The 17,571-nt window shown below is 51.0% G+C and carries 20 protein-coding genes and 1 pseudogene; 16 read left to right on the top strand and 5 right to left on the bottom strand.

All coding sequences use genetic code 11. The annotated features are described in order from the left end of the window. Positions 1-66 precede the first annotated feature (66 nt). Positions 67-588 carry a hypothetical protein gene (locus tag Xsze_RS22275; protein ID WP_169924458.1) on the bottom strand — a complete coding sequence of 174 codons (522 nt, stop codon included), beginning with the start codon at positions 586-588 and terminating at the stop codon, positions 67-69. Here Xsze_RS22275 and Xsze_RS23165 point away from each other — a divergent pair. Both Xsze_RS23165 and Xsze_RS19675 read left to right on the top strand, forming a co-directional pair. Further along, a complete protein-coding gene (locus tag Xsze_RS23165; protein ID WP_141557181.1) occupies positions 561-1,397 on the top strand; it encodes an EndoU domain-containing protein in 837 nt (278 codons plus the stop codon). The two genes, Xsze_RS22275 and Xsze_RS23165, sit on opposite strands and share 28 nt — an antisense overlap. Positions 1,398-1,409: 12 nt before the next feature. After that, positions 1,410-1,667, top strand: coding sequence for a MafI family immunity protein (locus Xsze_RS19675; RefSeq protein WP_038242448.1), 258 nt, complete (start codon positions 1,410-1,412; stop codon positions 1,665-1,667). A gap of 50 nt (positions 1,668-1,717) precedes the next feature. Here the strand turns inward: Xsze_RS19675 and Xsze_RS19670 are convergent, their stop codons facing one another. Both Xsze_RS19670 and Xsze_RS19665 read right to left on the bottom strand, forming a co-directional pair. Further along, entirely contained in the window at positions 1,718-1,960 is a 243-nt protein-coding gene (locus Xsze_RS19670; RefSeq protein WP_038242451.1) for a SymE family type I addiction module toxin, read from the bottom strand. A gap of 71 nt (positions 1,961-2,031) precedes the next feature. Continuing rightward, a complete protein-coding gene (locus tag Xsze_RS19665) occupies positions 2,032-2,430 on the bottom strand; it encodes a helix-turn-helix domain-containing protein (RefSeq protein WP_038242454.1) in 399 nt (132 codons plus the stop codon). A gap of 99 nt (positions 2,431-2,529) precedes the next feature. Here Xsze_RS19665 and Xsze_RS19660 point away from each other — a divergent pair, with 99 nt between their 5' ends. Both Xsze_RS19660 and xerC read left to right on the top strand, forming a co-directional pair. Then, entirely contained in the window at positions 2,530-5,832 is a 3,303-nt protein-coding gene (locus tag Xsze_RS19660; protein ID WP_099137886.1) for a CHC2 zinc finger domain-containing protein, read from the top strand. After that, positions 5,819-6,946: a site-specific tyrosine recombinase XerC gene (gene xerC, locus Xsze_RS19655; protein ID WP_099137887.1), complete on the top strand. Its 1,128-nt coding sequence runs from the start codon at positions 5,819-5,821 to the stop codon at positions 6,944-6,946. Before Xsze_RS19660 ends, xerC begins: the two co-directional genes overlap by 14 nt. A gap of 456 nt (positions 6,947-7,402) precedes the next feature. Here the strand turns inward: xerC and Xsze_RS22270 are convergent, their stop codons facing one another. Then, positions 7,403-7,951, bottom strand: a complete 549-nt coding sequence (locus tag Xsze_RS22270; RefSeq protein ID WP_169924457.1) for a hypothetical protein — start codon at positions 7,949-7,951, stop codon at positions 7,403-7,405. An 8-nt stretch (positions 7,952-7,959) separates the two neighbouring features. Between Xsze_RS22270 and Xsze_RS19645 the strand changes: the two genes are divergently transcribed. From Xsze_RS19645 to Xsze_RS19630, 5 genes are all read left to right on the top strand, one after another. Then, positions 7,960-9,216, top strand: coding sequence for a hypothetical protein (locus tag Xsze_RS19645; RefSeq protein WP_099137888.1), 1,257 nt, complete (start codon positions 7,960-7,962; stop codon positions 9,214-9,216). An 11-nt stretch (positions 9,217-9,227) separates the two neighbouring features. Beyond that, positions 9,228-9,536, top strand: coding sequence for a hypothetical protein (locus Xsze_RS19640; protein ID WP_038239379.1), 309 nt, complete (start codon positions 9,228-9,230; stop codon positions 9,534-9,536). A 177-nt stretch (positions 9,537-9,713) separates the two neighbouring features. Then, the gene (locus Xsze_RS22265; RefSeq protein ID WP_156935891.1) at positions 9,714-9,869 is read left to right on the top strand and encodes a hypothetical protein; all 156 of its coding nucleotides are present in this window, start codon (positions 9,714-9,716) and stop codon (positions 9,867-9,869) included. Positions 9,870-9,920: 51 nt separating this feature from the next. Further along, positions 9,921-10,979 carry a hypothetical protein gene (locus Xsze_RS19635; RefSeq protein WP_141557182.1) on the top strand — a complete coding sequence of 353 codons (1,059 nt, stop codon included), beginning with the start codon at positions 9,921-9,923 and terminating at the stop codon, positions 10,977-10,979. Next, positions 10,976-11,257: a hypothetical protein gene (locus Xsze_RS19630; RefSeq protein ID WP_038239369.1), complete on the top strand. Its 282-nt coding sequence runs from the start codon at positions 10,976-10,978 to the stop codon at positions 11,255-11,257. The genes Xsze_RS19635 and Xsze_RS19630 overlap by 4 nt, the downstream gene beginning before the upstream one ends. A gap of 157 nt (positions 11,258-11,414) precedes the next feature. Here Xsze_RS19630 and Xsze_RS21895 read toward each other — a convergent pair. Further along, positions 11,415-11,534: pseudogene (locus tag Xsze_RS21895) on the bottom strand (IS66 family transposase); the annotation flags it as partial. A gap of 194 nt (positions 11,535-11,728) precedes the next feature. On the opposite strand from Xsze_RS21895, the gene Xsze_RS19620 reads away from it, so the two are divergent. From Xsze_RS19620 to Xsze_RS19590, 7 genes are all read left to right on the top strand, one after another. Beyond that, the gene (locus Xsze_RS19620) at positions 11,729-12,346 is read left to right on the top strand and encodes an antirestriction protein (RefSeq protein ID WP_244431813.1); all 618 of its coding nucleotides are present in this window, start codon (positions 11,729-11,731) and stop codon (positions 12,344-12,346) included. A 121-nt stretch (positions 12,347-12,467) separates the two neighbouring features. Further along, positions 12,468-13,001 carry a hypothetical protein gene (locus Xsze_RS19615; RefSeq protein ID WP_038239365.1) on the top strand — a complete coding sequence of 178 codons (534 nt, stop codon included), beginning with the start codon at positions 12,468-12,470 and terminating at the stop codon, positions 12,999-13,001. A gap of 13 nt (positions 13,002-13,014) precedes the next feature. After that, on the top strand, positions 13,015-13,308 hold the full coding sequence (locus Xsze_RS19610) for a TA system toxin CbtA family protein (protein ID WP_038239364.1): 294 nt from the start codon (positions 13,015-13,017) through the stop codon (positions 13,306-13,308). Between the two features lie 108 nt (positions 13,309-13,416). Beyond that, a complete protein-coding gene (locus Xsze_RS19605; RefSeq protein WP_038239362.1) occupies positions 13,417-14,340 on the top strand; it encodes a DUF1281 domain-containing protein in 924 nt (307 codons plus the stop codon). 116 nt (positions 14,341-14,456) lie between these two features. Then, a complete protein-coding gene (locus tag Xsze_RS19600) occupies positions 14,457-15,143 on the top strand; it encodes an N-6 DNA methylase (protein WP_038239359.1) in 687 nt (228 codons plus the stop codon). A 214-nt stretch (positions 15,144-15,357) separates the two neighbouring features. Beyond that, positions 15,358-16,251, top strand: coding sequence for a TraI domain-containing protein (locus tag Xsze_RS19595; protein WP_038239355.1), 894 nt, complete (start codon positions 15,358-15,360; stop codon positions 16,249-16,251). Between the two features lie 209 nt (positions 16,252-16,460). Beyond that, positions 16,461-17,468, top strand: coding sequence for a tyrosine-type recombinase/integrase (locus Xsze_RS19590; protein WP_038239353.1), 1,008 nt, complete (start codon positions 16,461-16,463; stop codon positions 17,466-17,468). Positions 17,469-17,571: the final 103 nt, after the last annotated feature.

Here is a 17,571-nt window from a genome sequence, read left to right as displayed (position 1 = left end):
CTTTAGTTGCCGTGCGGTGTCCGGCCAAGATCCCTGAAGGCAGGTCGGCCTGCGGCCTCCGTTAATTTACCTCCCCCGCCCGACCCCGCTGCACTGGCTGCGCGCGGCTCGCAGTCGCAGGCTCCTTGCTCGTTCCCGTGCTCGCCATCTCCGCCCCGTGCAGCCCCCTGAGGGGGCTTCCCTGAACCCGGTTGCGTGGTCATGCAAAACCGTGCTCAATCTGAAACCCCGGTGATCCTGAGCGTCGCAGGGGCGCCGCTTGCAGGCTCTATGCCGCCCGCACCCGCAGAACGTGCGTCCGCCGTCCGGTAAACCGGCCGCCGTTCGCCCGTTGCCGAAAAGGGCACTACACTGAAGTGCGTTCATCAGGCAAAACTGGCGTTCAAGGGCAAAAAGTGCGTCTGGGCGTTTTGGGTTCGACGGTGAATGTGCATCAACAGTATCCCCTTGTAACTGGCTGAGTGCACAGGAAAAAATGGCGTTCGTCAGTGAAGTTCGCATCGGAGTGAGTTGTTGTTGAGAATAACTTCCTGACCCCGGAAACTGCCCCGAAAGGCCTGATGGAATATGGGCAGGCCCAAAGTTCACTCGCCGTGCAGATGATCAAGGAAGGGGCAACCCCGGATGAATTATCGGAAGCACTGGCGAAACAGGCTCGGGGCACCCACCCGGAAGGGCAAGATCCTGTCAAGGGCTTGCTTGTTGCGTGGGGGAACTTCTTTGGCGTGCCACTGGATGTGGTGATGTCCAATGAACAGATGACACCCGAGAAAGCGGCTGAAATTGTGAGCAGCGGCGTGCCGACCAGTGAAGGAAAGCTGATGCAGTATGTGGCAGCGAAGACCTTTTTGGCCCTGACTAAAAATTCGGGAACAGCCAATAAAACGGAAAGCCCGTTGCCGCAATGGAGTGCCGGTGAAGGAAAATTTAGCCCGAAAGAACAAGGCAAGGTTACAAACGTTGAGAATGCAACAAGCAAACTTGATGCAAAATCACTGCCTTACAAAGACACGGTTGGAAGTGTTGGAAAAAGCACAGATTATACAGATATTCTCTCTCCAGAAGCGAAAAAACATATACTGTATGGTGATAGCCCTACCAGTGGTGGTCATTTATTCCCGGGAAATCCAGGAAAAACGACTTTCCCATCTAATTGGACGAAAGAAAAAATTATCCATGAAATAGGTGATATTGCGACTTCGCCGAAGACTCAGTGGTATGCGCAATCAGGAACTGGCGGGCTTTATACTAAGGCAGGAAAACCCGCCAGATGGGTTGCTTGGGAAGTTCGTGATGGTGTTCGCATGAGGGTAATTTATGAGCCTGCAAATGGCAAAGTTGTTACTGCATTCCCAGATAAAATGTCGAAACCAACAACCTTGAAGCCTATAAAATAAGGAGTATCAAATATGAATGTGAACAAAAAAATCAGGCTTTTAGGTGAAGGATTGAAAGATCGCTTGGAACCTTCACTTGTTGATTATGACTTGGAGTATATAAATCATTCGGAAAATGTCCTAGCGTTCGAGACATTATGTGATCATATAGCTGATTATGATGTTGAAATAACAAAAGATGAATATAATCAGATAATTAAAATTATTGATGACCTATCATTAGAGATTGATGAAAGATACCTATATATTAATCCAGATAAAAAATTATAAATGATAAAAGAACCCAGCCCAAGTGTGAGCTGGGTTCTTCCTTTTAGCCGTCAGTTGTTCTCAACCAGCCGGATAATCAACAGCCCGTGCTCAATGCAGACCTGCACCGGTTGCCCGGTCGCAAATCCCGCTGCTTCCAGCCAGTTCCCCTTCAAATGCAAACTGGGGGACTGGCTGTAATGGCGGGTCATGCCGGTGTTGCGGTCGGCATGGCGGGTACTGATGTAGCCGACTTTATAGCGGCGCTGGGCTTTCGAATGGGTTGAATTTACATTACAATCGCGGTTAGCCATAGTAACTACTCCAATAGTTGCTTACGGTTAGCGGCAATACTGAGGTGCGAACTCAGGACTGCCGCGCTATCTCAGCGCTTAGCGCTCTTCATGACAACTTTTTCCATCATTGACTTAGTAACAAAACTGTCGATCACCATAATCAATGCTTTTTGCTCCTCATCCGATAATGTGTCAGCCTGCTGCCAAAGCTCATGCAAAGTGTGGTTACGTATCTTCACATCTTTGCTGGTCTCACGGCGGCCAACCAGTTCATCAAGAGAAACCTGTAAAACATCAGCCAGCTTAATCAGGCTTTCCAGCTGAGGCACAATATGCCCCCGTTCCCAGCGGTTATACACTCTGGGCAGCACTTCAATCATCTCAGCAAGCCGTGACTGGGTTAAGCCCCGCGCTTCTCTGAGCATTTTAAGCCGTTCAGAAAATACGGACATATCAATACCTGTCTGCAAAACATGAATGTCCGCCATTGTAACCCCTCCTTTTTAGCTGGCTGTTGTAAAGTCTCTTTAATGCGATTATTATACATCGCATATGTGTCTATTGACAAGGTTCAAAAGGAAACACTTATGGCTCACAAACCCGAACCCGATTTAGCCCACTTAAAGCAATCCGTCTCGTTGCTGGGGCTGGTACGTCAGCAAGGCCGCCCGCTGAAAAAGCGTGGGGCGGATTATGTGCTGCGCTGCCCGTTCCATGCGGAGAAAACGCCCTCCATGGTGATCACCCCGGCCAAAAACCTGTATCACTGTTTTGGCTGCGGAGCGGCGGGATCGGTGCTGGACTGGATCATACAAACGGAAGGGGTGAGTCTGAACGCAGGCATTAAACGGTTGCGGGCGCTAGCCGGGTTGCCGGAGATGGATAACGCGGTGAACACGTCTTCTTTAGCCGCCACACCTCAGCCTCGGCAGAAACTCGCGGATCTGGATGATGACGGGCAGGCGCTGTTGCGTCAGGTGGTTGAGTTTTATCACCAGAATCTGCTGGAATCCCCGGAAGCCGCCGAATGGCTGGCGAAGCGCGGGCTGAACCATCCTGAACTGGTGAGTCATTTTAAGCTGGGGTACGCAGGCAATCACGGCATCGGTGGTTCAGCGGGGTTATTGCCGTCGAAATCGAGCAAGGAAGGCCAGCAACTGCGGGACAAACTGGCGGGGCTGGGTGTGTTGCGTGCCAGCACGCGGCAAGATCATTTTAGGGGCTGTGTTGTGGTGCCGGTGCTGGGCTGGGCAGAATCGGCCAACGTCGCGAACCGGGGGCGGGTATTGCAGTTGTATGGCCGTCGTACCCAGCCGGATTACAAAGTGCTGAAAGACAGTCCGAAACACCTGTATCTGCCTTCGCCACTGGCTGGCGTCTGGAATGAAGCGGCGATGCAGGCATCTGCTGAAATCATCCTGTGCGAAGCGCTGATCGATGCGATGACCTTCTGGTGTGCCGGGTTCCGCCATGTGATCGCTGCGTATGGCGTGAATGGTTTTGGTCGTGAACATCTGGACGCGCTGCAATATCACGGAGTGAAGCGGGTGTTGATCGCCTTTGACCGCGATGAGGCCGGGGATCGGGGCGCAGAGCAGGTGGCCGCAGATTTACTGGAAGTGGGCATTGAAGCGTGGCGGGTGCAGTTCCCGCCGGGCATGGATGCCAATGACTATGCGCTGAAAAGCGGTAACGCCGAACATGCATTGGGGTTGGCGTTGCAACAGGCGGTCTGGCTGGGGCAGGGCAATGCGCCGGGCGCGGTGTTCAGCCATGAGTTGCCCGCAACATCGGCTGTGACGGAAAAGCCACATTCTGCCAACGAGGGCAGAACCTCTTCTTTAGCTGCCCAACCGGTGTTGGACGTTGCCCCGGTGCCTTGTGAGCGCACCGCAGCCGGTGAGTTACTGATGAAAAGTGGTCCCCGGGTCTGGCGGGTGCGGGGCATGAAGCCATCGCCGGTGCCCGATGTCATGAAAGTCAATGTGCAGGTACGGGATGAAACCAGCGGGTTGTTCCATGTGGATACGCTGGACATGTACCATGCCCGGCACCGGCAGAACTATATCAGCACGGCGGCGCAAGAGCTGGAGTGCGAACTGTCGGTGATTAAACGGGAAGCCGGGCGGGTGTTGCTGATGCTGGAGCAACAGCAGGATGCGCAACAGCAAGCAGAAGCCGAAGTCAGCGGCAGCACGGCGGTGACAGTCAGTGCGGAAGAGGAAGCGGATGCGCTGGCTCTGCTGAAATCGCCGGACTTGGCGGCGCGTATCGTGTCAGATATGGCGGCCTGTGGGGTTGTTGGCGAGTCCACTAATCTGCTGACCGGGTATCTGGCGGCGGTCTCGCGCAAGCTGGATAAACCGCTGGCTGTGTTAATCCAGAGCAGCAGTGCGGCAGGCAAAAGCAGCCTGATGGATGCGGTGCTCAATCTGATGCCGGATGAAGAGCGTATCCAGTACTCGGCGATGACCGGGCAAAGCCTGTATTACCTCGGCGAAACCAGCCTGCAACACAAGATACTGGCTATCGCCGAAGAAGAGGGGGTACGGCAGGCGGCCTATGCGCTCAAGCTGTTACAGTCGGACGGGGAGCTGAAAATCGCGTCAACGGGTAAGAATGAGCAGAGCGGCGAGCTGGTGACGCGGGAATACAAGGTGCAAGGCCCGGTGATGCTGATGTTAACGACCACGGCGATCGATGTGGATGAAGAGCTGTTGAACCGCTGTCTGGTGCTCACCGTCAATGAATCGCGCGAGCAAACGCAGGCTATCCACGCCATGCAGCGGCACCGCCAAACGCTGGAAGGGTTGCTGGCTGACAGCGAGAAAGGGTATCTGACAAAGTTGCACCAAAACGCCCAGCGGTTGTTACGGCCGCTTAAGGTGGTCAATCCTTACGCCCATCAACTCACCTTTTTAAGCGACAAAACGCGGATGCGACGCGACCATATGAAATACCTGACGCTGATACAGGCCATCGCCCTGCTGCACCAGTACCAGCGGGAGGTGAAGACAGCGAACCATCGTGGGCAGGTTATCGAATATATCGAAGTCATCCAAGACGATATCGTACTGGCTAACCAACTGGCTCATGAGGTGCTGGGGCGCACGCTGGATGAAATGCCGCCGCAGACGCGCAAGTTGCTGTTGCTGATACAGGACATGGTGAGAGAGCAAGCGCAGCGTCAGCATTGCCAGCCAAATGAAATCCGCTTTACCCGGCGGGATATCCGCGCCTTCACGCACTGGACGGATAATCAACTGAAAGTGCACTGTCTGCGGCTGGCTGACATGGAATACCTGTTGCCGCATGGCGGCAGTCGGGGGCATCTGTTGCAGTACGAACTGCTGTGGGATGGGACTGACAATGGTTCAGCCCACTTGTGTGGCTTGCTGGATGTAAACGAAGCAACGCCAAAAGTCGCAGGCAATGAAAGCAAGTTGGACTCAGGAGCAAGCAAGTTGGTGCCAAGTTGCCCTCAAGTTGGGGCTGAGTTGGAGAGCGAAAATAGTCCGCCAGACCAGATACAGCAAGGGCTGAAAGCGTTGCAAGTTGGAGAGGTTAATCATGCAGTAATAAAAGGAAAAAAGAAACGCCGGTCATTGTCTCCGCCTGATGGGGATGAAACTTCTCAAGCGGATGTGGCAGGCGATGAACGCAAGTTGGACTCAGAAACAAGCAAGTTGGTGCCAAGTTGCCCTCAAGTTGGGGCTGAGTTGGACTTGGAAGAAACGGCCTCAAGCCAGATATCCCAAGGGTTAGCGGTGTCGCAAGTTGGGAGCAGGCAAAAAGCAGTTAACAGCGAAAAAAATAAAATAACCTCGTTGCCTTCTGCCTTAGTTGCTCAATCCCAAACCGAAACGGAGATGAATGATGGCAAACCGTAAACCGCGTACAGGCAGCTTCCTGAGCGTTGCTGAGGTGTACCGTAAGCCGGTCGGTCCGGCACATGACCCGAAAAGCCTGTATGCGTTGCTGTTGCGCTTTGTGGCGTGGCGGCGGGAACGGAACTGGTCAGAGACCACGCTGAAAGTGCAGACGCACCATACTTACCACTTTATCCTGTGGGCGACTGAACGGGGCTTGTACTACGCGGCCGATATCACCCGGCCGATACTGGAGCGTTACCAGCGTCACCTGTTCCTGTACCGCAAGAAGAACGGCGAGCCGTTAAGTACCCGAACCCAGCGCACCCAACTCCAGCCGTTGCAGGTGTGGTTCAAATGGCTGACGAAACAGAACCTGATACTGGCGAATCCTGCGGCCGACCTTGAACTGCCCCGGCTGGAGAAGCACCTGCCGCGCTATATCCTGACTATCGACGAAACCGAGCAGATACTGGCCCAGCCTGACCTCGAGACCTTGCAGGGGGTACGCGACCGGGCCTTGATGGAACTGCTGTGGTCAACGGGGATGCGGCGGGGGGAAGTGACGCGACTCGATGTGTACAGCATCGATGGTATGAGAAAAACGGTGACGGTTCGGCAGGGCAAAGGCAACCGTGACCGGGTGCTGCCCATCGGGGAACGGGCGCTGGGCTGGTTGCTGTATTACCAGAACGAAATCCGGCCGCAACTGCTGGTCAATCCTGACGTGAAGGCGCTGTTCGTGGCGATGGACGGGCAGGATGGCTTGCAAGCCAACGGCATCAGCAATATGGTGACGGCTTACATCAAAGCCGTGGGTATCGAGAAAAAAGGGGCGTGCCACCTGTTCCGGCACGCGATGGCCACACAGATGCTGGAAAACGGGGCTGACCTGCGCTGGATACAGGCGATGCTGGGGCATGCGAGCGTCGAATCGACGCAAATCTATACGCAGGTGTCGATACGGGCATTACAGGCGGTTCATGCCAGCACTCATCCGGCTGAGCGGCAGACGGATGAGCCGCAGGATAATGACGACACCGGCTTGCTGGCTGACCTGTACGTCGAAGAGCACCCCGACATGGAAACCCCACCGGACAATCCCACGCCGACCTCAATCCCCAAATCTCGCTGACAATCCGCAAGCCCCCGTTGAGTTGAGCAGGGTTCGGCGCGGGGGCAGACCGTGGCCGGACTGCCCGTCAGCCCCGGTGCGGCGGGGGTAAATAGGCAATGGCCGGCCTGACCTCAAGTGTCCCCGTTCCGTCTGGCGTGGCCGGCCAAAGCCTATTCAACATAATGTCGGGGAATTATACGCACTGCGCCGGGCAGCTTCCGGCGTTCACCTCCCCAACGCCAAGCGGCTTAATGCGTATAATACACATTATGTCAGGCCCCCGCTGTTCGGCCTCGCAGGGTGTGGCGCACAAGGCTGCGCCTTCTGCTGTCAGCCGCACAGCCGATCCTCGGCCAACACCGTGCCGAACCTGAGCACCGTGCTCGCATCCAGTTAACACCGTCTCTTCTTTAGTTGCCGTGCGGTGTCCGGCCAAGATCCCTGAAGGCAGGTCGGCCTGCGGCCTCCGTTAATTTACCTCCCCCGCCCGACCCCGCTGCACTGGCTGCGCGCGGCTCGCAGTCGCAGGCTCCTTGCTCGTTCCCGTGCTCGCCATCTCCGCCCCGTGCAGCCCCCTGAGGGGGCTTCCCTGAACCCGGTTGCGTGGTCATGCAAAACCGTGCTCAATCTGAAACCCCGGTGATCCTGAGCGTCGCAGGGGCGCCGCTTGCAGGCTCTATGCCGCCCGCACCCGCAGAACGTGCGTCCGCCGTCCGGTAAACCGGCCGCCGTTCGCCCGTTGCCGAAAAGGGCACTACACTGAAGTGCGTTCATCAGGCAAAACTGGCGTTCAAGGGCAAAAAGTGCGTCTGGGCGTTTTGGGTTCGACGGTGAATGTGCATCAACAGTATCCCCTTGTAACTGGCTGAGTGCACAGGAAAAAATGGCGTTCGTCAGTGAAGTTCGCATCGGAGTGAGTTGTTGTTGAGCACAATCGGCTAACCACACGCCTAGAAAATGAAAAAATTCAGTCACTGGCAGAAAGAGGCGTTGCACCGAAAGAAGTTCTGGATGCGGCTGCATGTGCTTTGGTGAAATGCTCAGCCCAATTTGTTGAGGGAACTGAAGAATGGATTAAATACAAGCAGCTTGAAGAGAAAGGCAAGTTACCCGAGTACGCCGCGTTGCGGGAGCAATTATCGAAGGAAACATTGAAGATTAATATCCAGCAACCGGATGGCCAATCGATACAATATGAAGTTCCTGTTCCGTTGTTCCAGTACGGAAAAGCCGACATTGTGGACGATAATATTGTTTATGCTGACGGAAAATATCAACTGACGACGCGTGTTGGCGGATTAATGCAGGCCGCAGGAGGCGCAGTTGAAATCATCGGCGGCACGGTGTTTTGTGCGACCCCAGCGACGTGTGTAGGCGGTGCAATTGTAGCCACTCAGGGTATGGATAACCTGAATACGGGTACGAATATTTTGACGTCAGGAAAACCCGTCAAAACAATGGGCGCGAAAGGGCTTGAAGCATTAGGTGTACCACCGGAATATTCCGAGATCACTTATGCCGGTATTGGCCTTGGAGGCAGCCTGACAACGGTATTGACATCACCGAAAACGGGGAAATCGGTGACGGTTTTGATGGATAAGGATAATCGGATTACCCGTTCTTTCTCCAACAATTCGGGAACCGGCAATAAAACCGAAAACTCCTTGCCACAATGGAGTGTCGGTGAAGGGAAGTACAGTCCGAAAAATCAGGGCACAGTCACAAATGTTGAACATCCAACGGGTAAGTTTGATGGAAAATTGTTAGCAAAAGTGGATGAAATTTCTCCTGTACATCCGATTATTGATACCAAACCATCAATCGGTACGAAAATAGATAAAAGTGTTGTTGTTATAGAAAAAGAAATGCTGCCCCCCAGTATTATTGGAACTTTTAAATCAAGTAGATACGAAACAGTTATTACTCAAGAACCTATAACATTATTTAGGAAATTTGGTGGTACTAAGGATCAAGCCAAGTTAAATGGGGGTTATGCAACAACAATAAAAAATGCGGGAAGAAATGATACCGCTGTTTATAAAATGTGGAGTACAACTCGCTTTGAGGCTGAGATAGAAGTACCTAAAAATATTAAGTTAAATATCGGATTTGTTGAAAAGCAGAATCCTGATAAAGTTAATCCGAAATATACAGGTGGGGCAGATCAAATATTATTACCAATGAATTACCCTATGGACTGGGTTAAATCCATACGAGATGGTAAAACTGGAAAAATTTACACATTTGAAGAGTTTAAAAAGACATTTCCAGATCAAATTAGCAGATAAGGAGAAAGTTTATGTTAACAAAACAAGATATGGTGGATATTAATAAACTGATCTTCCTGTTAAAACAGGTTATTACATATCTGCAAAAATCGGGTTGTGGGGAGCTATCTTACAAGGGATTAGATAAATCCATTAATATTCTTGAAAATAAGGCTATTAACGGAATGGGAAACATATATTCTCATATTATGGGAGATTTTAGGATGATGGCGGATAGAGGACAATACGGAGAGGAACATATAGACACTGTAACGACCGAAATTTACCGTATTATAACGAACAATTTATTATTTAGGAATCAACAAGGAAAAACTAAATAAATATCCGCTGAAAATACGCAAACAACCCGTGGCAGGAACGGCAGCAGCGGGTTCAGTGCTGCTGCCAGGCTAAAGCACAATCGGCTAACGACACACCTAGAAAATGAAAAAATTCAGTCACTGGCAGAAAGAGGCGTTGCACCGAAAGAGATTCTGGATGCGGCTGCATGTGCTTTGGTGAAATGCTCAGCCCAATTTGTTGAGGGAACTGAAGAATGGATTAAATACAAGCAGCTTGAAGAGAAAGGCAATTTGCCCGAGTACGCCGCGTTGCGGGAACAATTGTCGAAGGAAACATTGAAGATAAATATCCAGCAACCGGATGGGCAGTAGATACAATATGAAGTTCCCGTGCCGTTGTTCCAGTACGGAAAAGCCGACATTGTGGACGATAATATTGTTTATGCTGACGGAAAATATCAACTGACGACGCGTGTTGGCGGATTAATGCAGGCCGCGGGAGGAGCCGTTGAAATCATCGGCGGTACGGTGTTTTGTGCGACCCCAGCGACGTGTGTAGGCGGTGCAATTGTAGCCACTCAGGGTATGGATAACCTGAATACGGGTACGAATATTTTGACGTCAGGAAAACCCGTCAAAACAATGGGCGAGAAAGGGCTTGAAGCATTAGGTGTACCACCGGAATATTCCGAGATCACTTATGCCGGTATTGGCCTTGGAGGCAGCCTGACAACGGTATTGACATCACCGAAAACGGGGAAATCGGTGACGGTTTTGATGGATAAGGATAATCGGATTACCCGTTCTTTCTCCAATAATTCGGGAACCGGCAATAAAACGGAAAATTCGTTGCCACAATCGGATGTTGGAACAGCAAAATATGTTGATAAAAACACATCATCAAAAATACCATCGAACCCAACGTCCCAAGCGTCAAGTGGGGTATGGAAACCAGCCGATTCAAATTTGTACGTTGATGGTGTTTTATCAAAGGCTAAAGTAAAAGAAATTGTCAACACTCCTCATGGGCAAAGGCCAGATCCTTCGACGTATATGACTAAGGCTGAAATAGATGCACATTTAGCTAAATTTAATGATGGAGAAATAAGGTTCACTTCTAAAAGTAAATATGAGCAATATGGTACCTACGGAACGAGTGATGCTTTTGTTATGCCAAAATCAGAATTCGAACGTGTAATGATTGAGTCTAAAGGTAATTTGAGAATAGTAGAGCAGAAGTTGGGATTAGATAAAGGGTACTTAAGCGGTTCGGATACACTTATAGTTCATGTTGAAAAGAAGGGTATAAGTGGATTAAAAATTCCATCCGGTAATGAAGGTGGTGCAAATAGTCATTGGCTGCCAGGAGGATATACATCAGGAGGCGTTGCTGAAGCAACTATGAATTTCGCAAATAAACCTAACGTTACTGTAATTGAACTCGAAGCGTTAAAGAAACAATTAACGGGGAAAATTAAATGACAAAAACAACAGTGACATTTAACTTTGGAAATGGTCCAGTGGATGTAGAGGCTACTAAAGGTGAATATAAGGATATAGTACTAAGAGAAAATGAATTTTCTACAGATCCAAGTTGGTGGCGTGTTAAAGATGAAAATGGTATATATACTTTTTCGTGTTTATCAGGTGCACTGGCAGGTGGTGAATGCCATACCGAAATTACAAAAGAAGAAAATGATAAATTACGCAGCGGTGAAATGACTGCTGAAGAAATCTGTAGGAAGTACAAGATAGGTTAAAAATAAGCACAAGATCCCAGATCCATGAACCGCACCCCAAAAGTTGACACTAACTAATTATGGTGTAGTTCTAGAGGACTGGGATCTTCCTTTTGGCTGTTAGTTGTTCCCAACGGGCTAGATAATCGTAAGCGTACGGGGAACCCCATCTAGCCAAGAGGATCTCACTCGTCTGCGCACCGCGCGAGGTATGGCTGAACAACCACCTTTCGCCCGATGATAACGGTTTGATCGCCCTTTCTGCCCGGTTATTGTCAATCGACAAGCGCCCGTCCTCTTGGCTAGGTGGGGCTTCCCATACGCTTATATATTCCTGACATTATTTTTATTCCGGAAAATGAATTACCCATTGACCTAATGATTTCCGTTTATTAGCGTGGAAAAGTTTACATATGATCCGGTCGCTTGTGAGGATCACCTTCGGGTAGCGACAACAACACTCCTGTAGCCTGCAAGGGAGTACATCACTGTGTGGTACATCTGCACCCCTTTGGAAGCAGATATCGTCAGTTCTCTGGCGATGAAGGTTACTTAATCCATTATGGCCGACAGGCCAGTCACCCTGACGGGGAACACGTTTCCCGTCGGGCAAGGTGTTCTCCGTCTTTTTTATTGGAGAATACCATGTCAAATGATGCATTTATCATGCTGAACAGCCTTTCGCTGTCAGCCACCTTTCCTCATAAGACTCCGCTGGAGCGGATGTGCCTGAGTTTTCTGCTGGCCAGAACCGCCATGCAGTTATGTGATAACTGTCAGCATGAACAATGGGAAAGCCGGAGGCGGTCTGACCTGCTGGCTTATATGGTGCCTATGTCATCGGAAAAGTATACGGCGTACCCGCCGAATAGTCGGTTGCCGATCACGCTCTCTGCGGATACGTTCGGGTTGGCCGTGACGATAGCGGTTTTTGCTCATCTGCTGGTAATTGATGACCAGGATGAAGATGTTTACCGGTACGGTGAATTGCGGAAATACCTGTCGCAACACCCAGAGAAGGACCTGATACACCAGTTACTGGCTATCAGTGCCTTTCATGATGAGGGAGAAACCTCCCTGACTCGCAGTACCCATAATAACCATAACTGATCCATCAGCGCACTGATGTCGCTGTTAACCCTTTTCTTAAGCGCCTGACCGGGGAGCCAAAAACACCTTCCCGACACCGGGCGGGTGTTTTTTTATTGACGTCAAATCAAGGAATAACACCATGAATCCAATTTTTTTACCCGTGGCAGAAGAGACTGCCTTTAGCGTGCAGGTCACCGGCCTGTCTGAATACCCGAGCCCCACCACAGGGGAGACACCTTTTCTGCGTGAAGAAATTGTGTCCGTTTGCCGCGCTGCCACCATTACGGAAGCGGTGCAGAAGCTGAAAATCATTCATCTGTTGGGAGACTGGCCTGCCCGTGAGAGCGGACAACCGGATACATTACCGCCTTTTATTCCGCAGACGGTGATGATTTATGACCGCCAGGGACGAAAAGTGCTCGGTGGACACATGGATAACGAGATTGTCTGGGCGCAGCCGGTGACACTGGCTTCGGAACGTCAGTCACTGGAAAAACAGCGGCAGCAACTATGCCAGAATGCCGTGTTTGAACAGGGCTGGGAAAATGACCGGATAGCCCGGGTGTTGTGGCAGAAAGCGCACCGGTTGTCGCTGCATCTGGTGTCCTCCCGTTATCAGCAATGCTGTGAGGTGGCGGATATTCTCCGTCACGGCGCATCCGTGACAGCTTAATGGAGGCATTGCCATGGAACCCTTGAAATTCACGGTCTGGCAGGTCATTGCCGCCTGTCTACTGAAACGTCACTTTGGTCTCAGCCTGAAGGATACCGTGCTCTGCGAAACCGACACCGTGGCGTATGTTATGCAATGCGGTATCCGGCCTTATCAGGCCATTAACGATATGGTCGATAAATACAACCTGAATCGGCTGGACAACGATACGATACTGCCCGGTACGCCTTACCTGCAACTTCGTGATGAATGGGACATCTTTTTTCACCACGGCAGCATTGAAAGCCTGTTGTCGGATATTCATTAAAACCCGCATTTTTTGTTTTTCACCTGACCCATAGGGGGAAACCTACCATCCTTGATGGGCAGTTTCCTCCTTTTTATCTGAACCGTTTTAACAATGAGGAAAATCAACATGGCAGAATGGTGCACCAATCAACTGGAAATTACCGGCAAATCCGTCTGTATCGATGTGATGCAACAGTGGGTCTGCGGTGAAGAAATTCCCCGTTACCGTCAGGCGGTGTTACAAAGCCTGCGCCTGTTTCTGGCCGGTTGTGCAGGGATACTCAAACCCACCAAACCGCAGACGTATATACCGTACCCGGCATTAGTGCGCGGCACGGCGGCACCCACGGCACAGCACCTGGCTTTTGAGCAGTGGCTGCTGCTGTTACAGAATAATGTGCCGTTGAATACGGACAATATCAAACGCATTGACAACCTGTACCGCCAGTCTGGTCTCAGCCTGATGTCGTGGGACAAAGTGCCGGAAGCCGCACGGGATGTTATCGCCCGTCTGCTGACCCGCCAGTATACCGACTGGTTTGGTATGGTGGGCTGGTCTGACACGCTGGATATCGGCGCGTGCTGGGACAGATTAGAGGTTTATCCGCAGGCGGCGCAGCCCTGTGACATGCTGATGATTATGGCAACCAGTCTTGCCACCGAAATCAACGGCAACAGTACGCTGCTGAAAGGGATCTCTACCACAGCGCAGTTTTACGAAGAGCTATACGGGCTGGAATGGCCGTTTGGCCACCATGTCCGTTGGGAGCGCCGGAATGTCAGCAGTTTAACCGTGCGTTTTGATTCTCCCTGGGCACCGCCTTCAGCGGAGCTGATGGGGGAACTGTCTGCGATGTTTGATTGTGAAATCCGCCACTGGTACAGCGAAGCGTCAGGTCAATTCAAAGGCTACGACTGTTATGACCAGGGCGCGCATGTGGACAGCGGCCACGGGCAGTCAGGACGGGAAAACCGGCCGGCACTGTATCTGGTCGCCAGTGAACAGACGGAAACGGCACTGGCCCTGCCGGCTATCGCCGTCGGGCAGTAACCGGTTATTTCACTGATTCACGTTATACGCATTGACCACGCCAACCGAAAGGGGAACCTGTTCCCTTTTCAGGGCGTGTTTTCCTTTTTTCACTTTTTTTGCAAGGAAAACACGCAATGGCTTCCCGAACCGATCATCAGAAAGAATTTATTTCATTGTTTAAGCAAACAGCCCGTTATCAGACCCGGTATCAGGTCTTCCGGGATTTTTGTAATTGTGCCATGGCGGCAATCCACAATAAGCACTGTTTCAGTGAGGAGCTGGAGCAGTATTACCTGAAAACCATTAACAAGTACGAACGGGTCGATGTTGACCGGATTGTGCAGCTGTTTTCCCATGTGGTACTCGGGCTGGGGCAAGAGTCCGGTGATTTTCTCGGCAGTGTATTTATGCAGCTGGAATTGGGAGATAAAGCCCTTAACCAGTTCTTTACCCCCTGGGAAGTGGCCAGAATGATGGCGAAAATGCAGTTGCCGGATGTGTCAACACAATTGCAGCAGAAACCCTTTATCACATTCTACGAACCGGCCTGCGGAGCAGGCTGTATGACGTTGGCTGTTGCTGAAGAACTGAGAGAGCTGGGGCATGATCCGTTGTGCAGCCTGTGGGTTTACGCGATTGATATTGACCCGCTGGCGGCGGTGATGGCTTACATCCAGTTATCCCTGATCGGTATTCCGGCCGCCGTCACTATAGGCGACGCCCTGAATGATGGCGGCAACAAGCGGACACGTTATACACCAGCCCATTATCTGGGCAACTGGTTTGCGCGTTTGCGGGAGGCTGAGCTTATCGCCGCCTGATCGTATTTTTCAACCACAGCGCCTTTCGAGGCGCTTTTTTATTTTTAAATATCGTTAATACAATGAGTTAAATTGAAAATTAAGCTGATTCAGTAAGCCCGTCAGGGAGTGAATCGAGTCAGATTAATTTTCATTTCCGTAAAAAGAGTTATGCCTTGTTTCCGACCGGGATTCACCGACACTGAGCCAAATTTGAACCGAAAAAGGAAAAGTGATGTTTCAGCGTTTTAAATCCCGTTTTACCCGTGAGCCTTCCCCATTACAAAATGCGCTTGAGCAAATTCCTGAAAAAGTACGCGACGCCGGAGGCTATTTCCGGCCACAGTCAGTAGAAGTGCTGCTGGCAACTTCAGAGCGTGGCAGGTATCTCCGGCAACTGTGGGAAAACAGTGCGTTGCCTGCTGGACTGTACCAACAATTTTATCTGGAGCCGCTCCGGCAATTATGCGCTCGTGTGCAGCATGTCCCCGCGACATCGGAGGGCAATTGGTCTTATCGCGGCGGGTTTGTTGATTTAACACTGCAATTTACTGCCTGTGCCGTGCGGCTGGCGAAAGGGCATATGCTGCCGCCGGGTGCGGCACCGGAAACACAGGCCGCGCAAAGTTTGCTGTGGCAGGCGGTGGTGTTCTGGTCAGCACTGTTTTATCACCTGCCCCTGTTACAGCAACTGGAAGGGGAGCTGGACGATGGTCATCCCTGGCTGCCGGGATTGTGGATACCTGAACGCCGTTTCCGCTTCCGGTTTCAAGCATCGCTGTCTGAACTGTCGGTTTCCTATAAAACACTGTTGGCCGCCCGTTTGTTACCGGAGGGCGCTGTGGCCTGGTTGTCTTTAGTGCCCGATGCGTGGCAGTGCCTGATGGGGCATCTTGGCGGACACACGTCTTCTGTTCCGTTGACGGACTTACTGCTTCAGTCAGCCGCAGAGCAAGTGCAATCGCCGCTGCCGAACCCCGCGGAGTTCTTTGAAGCGAGCGCTGTCAACGTTCAGTCATCACCCGAACCTGACTTGGTTTTTCCGCCAGATACACCGGGAACAGGCTTTGCTCCTGACACCGCCGATGATACCCGGGCATTACTGTCATTGTTCCAGACACAGGAATGAAATTTTGATGAGAAATAATGCAATTGTTAACGATAACGATTAGAAATCATTCAAACACACCACATCAGAGCGGGAATACCTTGTTTCTGCAATGTACAAAAGGTCATTATATGAAAAATAAAATAATTCAATATGTTAATTAATTTTGCAGTTTATTAATGGGGCGTTTCTGTAACGGAACATAATATTACACACAAAGGAACAATAATATGCTGGATAATGAGGGAAAAATGGGCTGGGATGAGTTGATGGATGAGTATTTTTTCTCACGGATGCTACGGCCGGCAACCGAATGGAGTTATCGCAAGGTGGTGCGGGTTTTTATCCGGTATATGGGGGAAACGGTGTCGCCGGAGAGCGTGACTCACCGGGATGTTTTGCGTTGGCGGCGCCTTTTGTTGATAGAGAAAAAACAATCCGGATATACATGGAACAATAAAGTGGCACACTTGCGGGCTATTTTTAATTTCGGGATGGAAAGAAAACTGTTGTCACACCCCAAAAATCCGTTTAATGACGCGGCAGTCAAAAAAGAGAAGAAACAAAAGAAAACCCTGGGTAAGGCTCAGATAACCGGGATTTATCTGCGGATGCAGCAGTATGAGGAGGAAGAACGCTTACAGGTTTCCCCACGGGGCGGACGTTGTGCCTTATACCCGACGGGATATTGGCTGACCGTACTGGACACCTTCCGGTTGACGGGCATGCGCCTGAACCAGCTCCTGCACCTGCGGTTACGGGATATTAATCTGGATAACAATTACATTGAGTTGCGTGTGGAAGGCAGTAAAAATCACAGTGAGTGGCGGGTGCCGATGATCCCGCAACTGAAACCCCGTCTGGCGCAGCTGGTTGAACAGGCCAAAGCCTGTGGTGCGAAAGAAAATGATCCGCTGTTTGATTTAACCCGCCTGCGTTTTCGTCATCACGGACGCAATGTCAGTGACCAGTACAGTCATGACAGGGAAAAGCAGCATCTCCGTTCTTTCTTTAACCGCCTGTCAAAAGAGTGTGGTTTTGCCGTCTCGCCCCACCGCTTCCGTCATACACTGGCAACCGAACTGATGAAAGCGCCTGACCGTAATTTGCAGCTGGTCAGGTGTTTGCTGGGGCACCGCAGTGTGGCGACTACGATGGAGTATATTGATATCGATATGGAAATTGCGGGTAAAACGCTGGAGAATGAACTGGCGTTTTATCTGGATATTGAGGTGTGATCCGTTAACGTGAGGTAAAAAAACAGGGCAAGATATCAGCAGGTTTGCCCTGACTGTGTCATTAAGTGATGAGGTAATTTGGCGGGGGGAGACACAAAACGAA

This window comes from Xenorhabdus szentirmaii DSM 16338 (genome assembly GCF_002632585.1).
GTDB lineage: Bacteria > Pseudomonadota > Gammaproteobacteria > Enterobacterales > Enterobacteriaceae > Xenorhabdus > Xenorhabdus szentirmaii.
The sequence above is the reverse complement of the archived record's forward strand: the minus strand, read 5'-3'. Positions and strand labels throughout refer to the sequence as shown.

Bases quoted from the DNA above. Each gene is read 5' to 3' on its own strand.
- Xsze_RS23165 (WP_141557181.1), top strand. From the start codon at position 561: ATGGAATATGGGCAGGCCCAAAGTTCACTCGCCGTGCAGATGATCAAG.
- Xsze_RS19675 (WP_038242448.1), top strand. From the start codon at position 1,410: ATGAATGTGAACAAAAAAATCAGGCTTTTAGGTGAAGGATTGAAAGAT.
- Xsze_RS19670 (WP_038242451.1), bottom strand. From the start codon at position 1,960: ATGGCTAACCGCGATTGTAATGTAAATTCAACCCATTCGAAAGCCCAG.
- Xsze_RS19665 (WP_038242454.1), bottom strand. From the start codon at position 2,430: ATGGCGGACATTCATGTTTTGCAGACAGGTATTGATATGTCCGTATTT.
- Xsze_RS19660 (WP_099137886.1), top strand. From the start codon at position 2,530: ATGGCTCACAAACCCGAACCCGATTTAGCCCACTTAAAGCAATCCGTC.
- xerC (WP_099137887.1), top strand. From the start codon at position 5,819: ATGGCAAACCGTAAACCGCGTACAGGCAGCTTCCTGAGCGTTGCTGAG.
- Xsze_RS22270 (WP_169924457.1), bottom strand. From the start codon at position 7,951: ATGCAGCCGCATCCAGAACTTCTTTCGGTGCAACGCCTCTTTCTGCCA.
- Xsze_RS19640 (WP_038239379.1), top strand. From the start codon at position 9,228: ATGTTAACAAAACAAGATATGGTGGATATTAATAAACTGATCTTCCTG.
- Xsze_RS19630 (WP_038239369.1), top strand. From the start codon at position 10,976: ATGACAAAAACAACAGTGACATTTAACTTTGGAAATGGTCCAGTGGAT.
- Xsze_RS19615 (WP_038239365.1), top strand. From the start codon at position 12,468: ATGAATCCAATTTTTTTACCCGTGGCAGAAGAGACTGCCTTTAGCGTG.
- Xsze_RS19610 (WP_038239364.1), top strand. From the start codon at position 13,015: ATGGAACCCTTGAAATTCACGGTCTGGCAGGTCATTGCCGCCTGTCTA.
- Xsze_RS19605 (WP_038239362.1), top strand. From the start codon at position 13,417: ATGGCAGAATGGTGCACCAATCAACTGGAAATTACCGGCAAATCCGTC.
- Xsze_RS19600 (WP_038239359.1), top strand. From the start codon at position 14,457: ATGGCTTCCCGAACCGATCATCAGAAAGAATTTATTTCATTGTTTAAG.
- Xsze_RS19595 (WP_038239355.1), top strand. From the start codon at position 15,358: ATGTTTCAGCGTTTTAAATCCCGTTTTACCCGTGAGCCTTCCCCATTA.
- Xsze_RS19590 (WP_038239353.1), top strand. From the start codon at position 16,461: ATGCTGGATAATGAGGGAAAAATGGGCTGGGATGAGTTGATGGATGAG.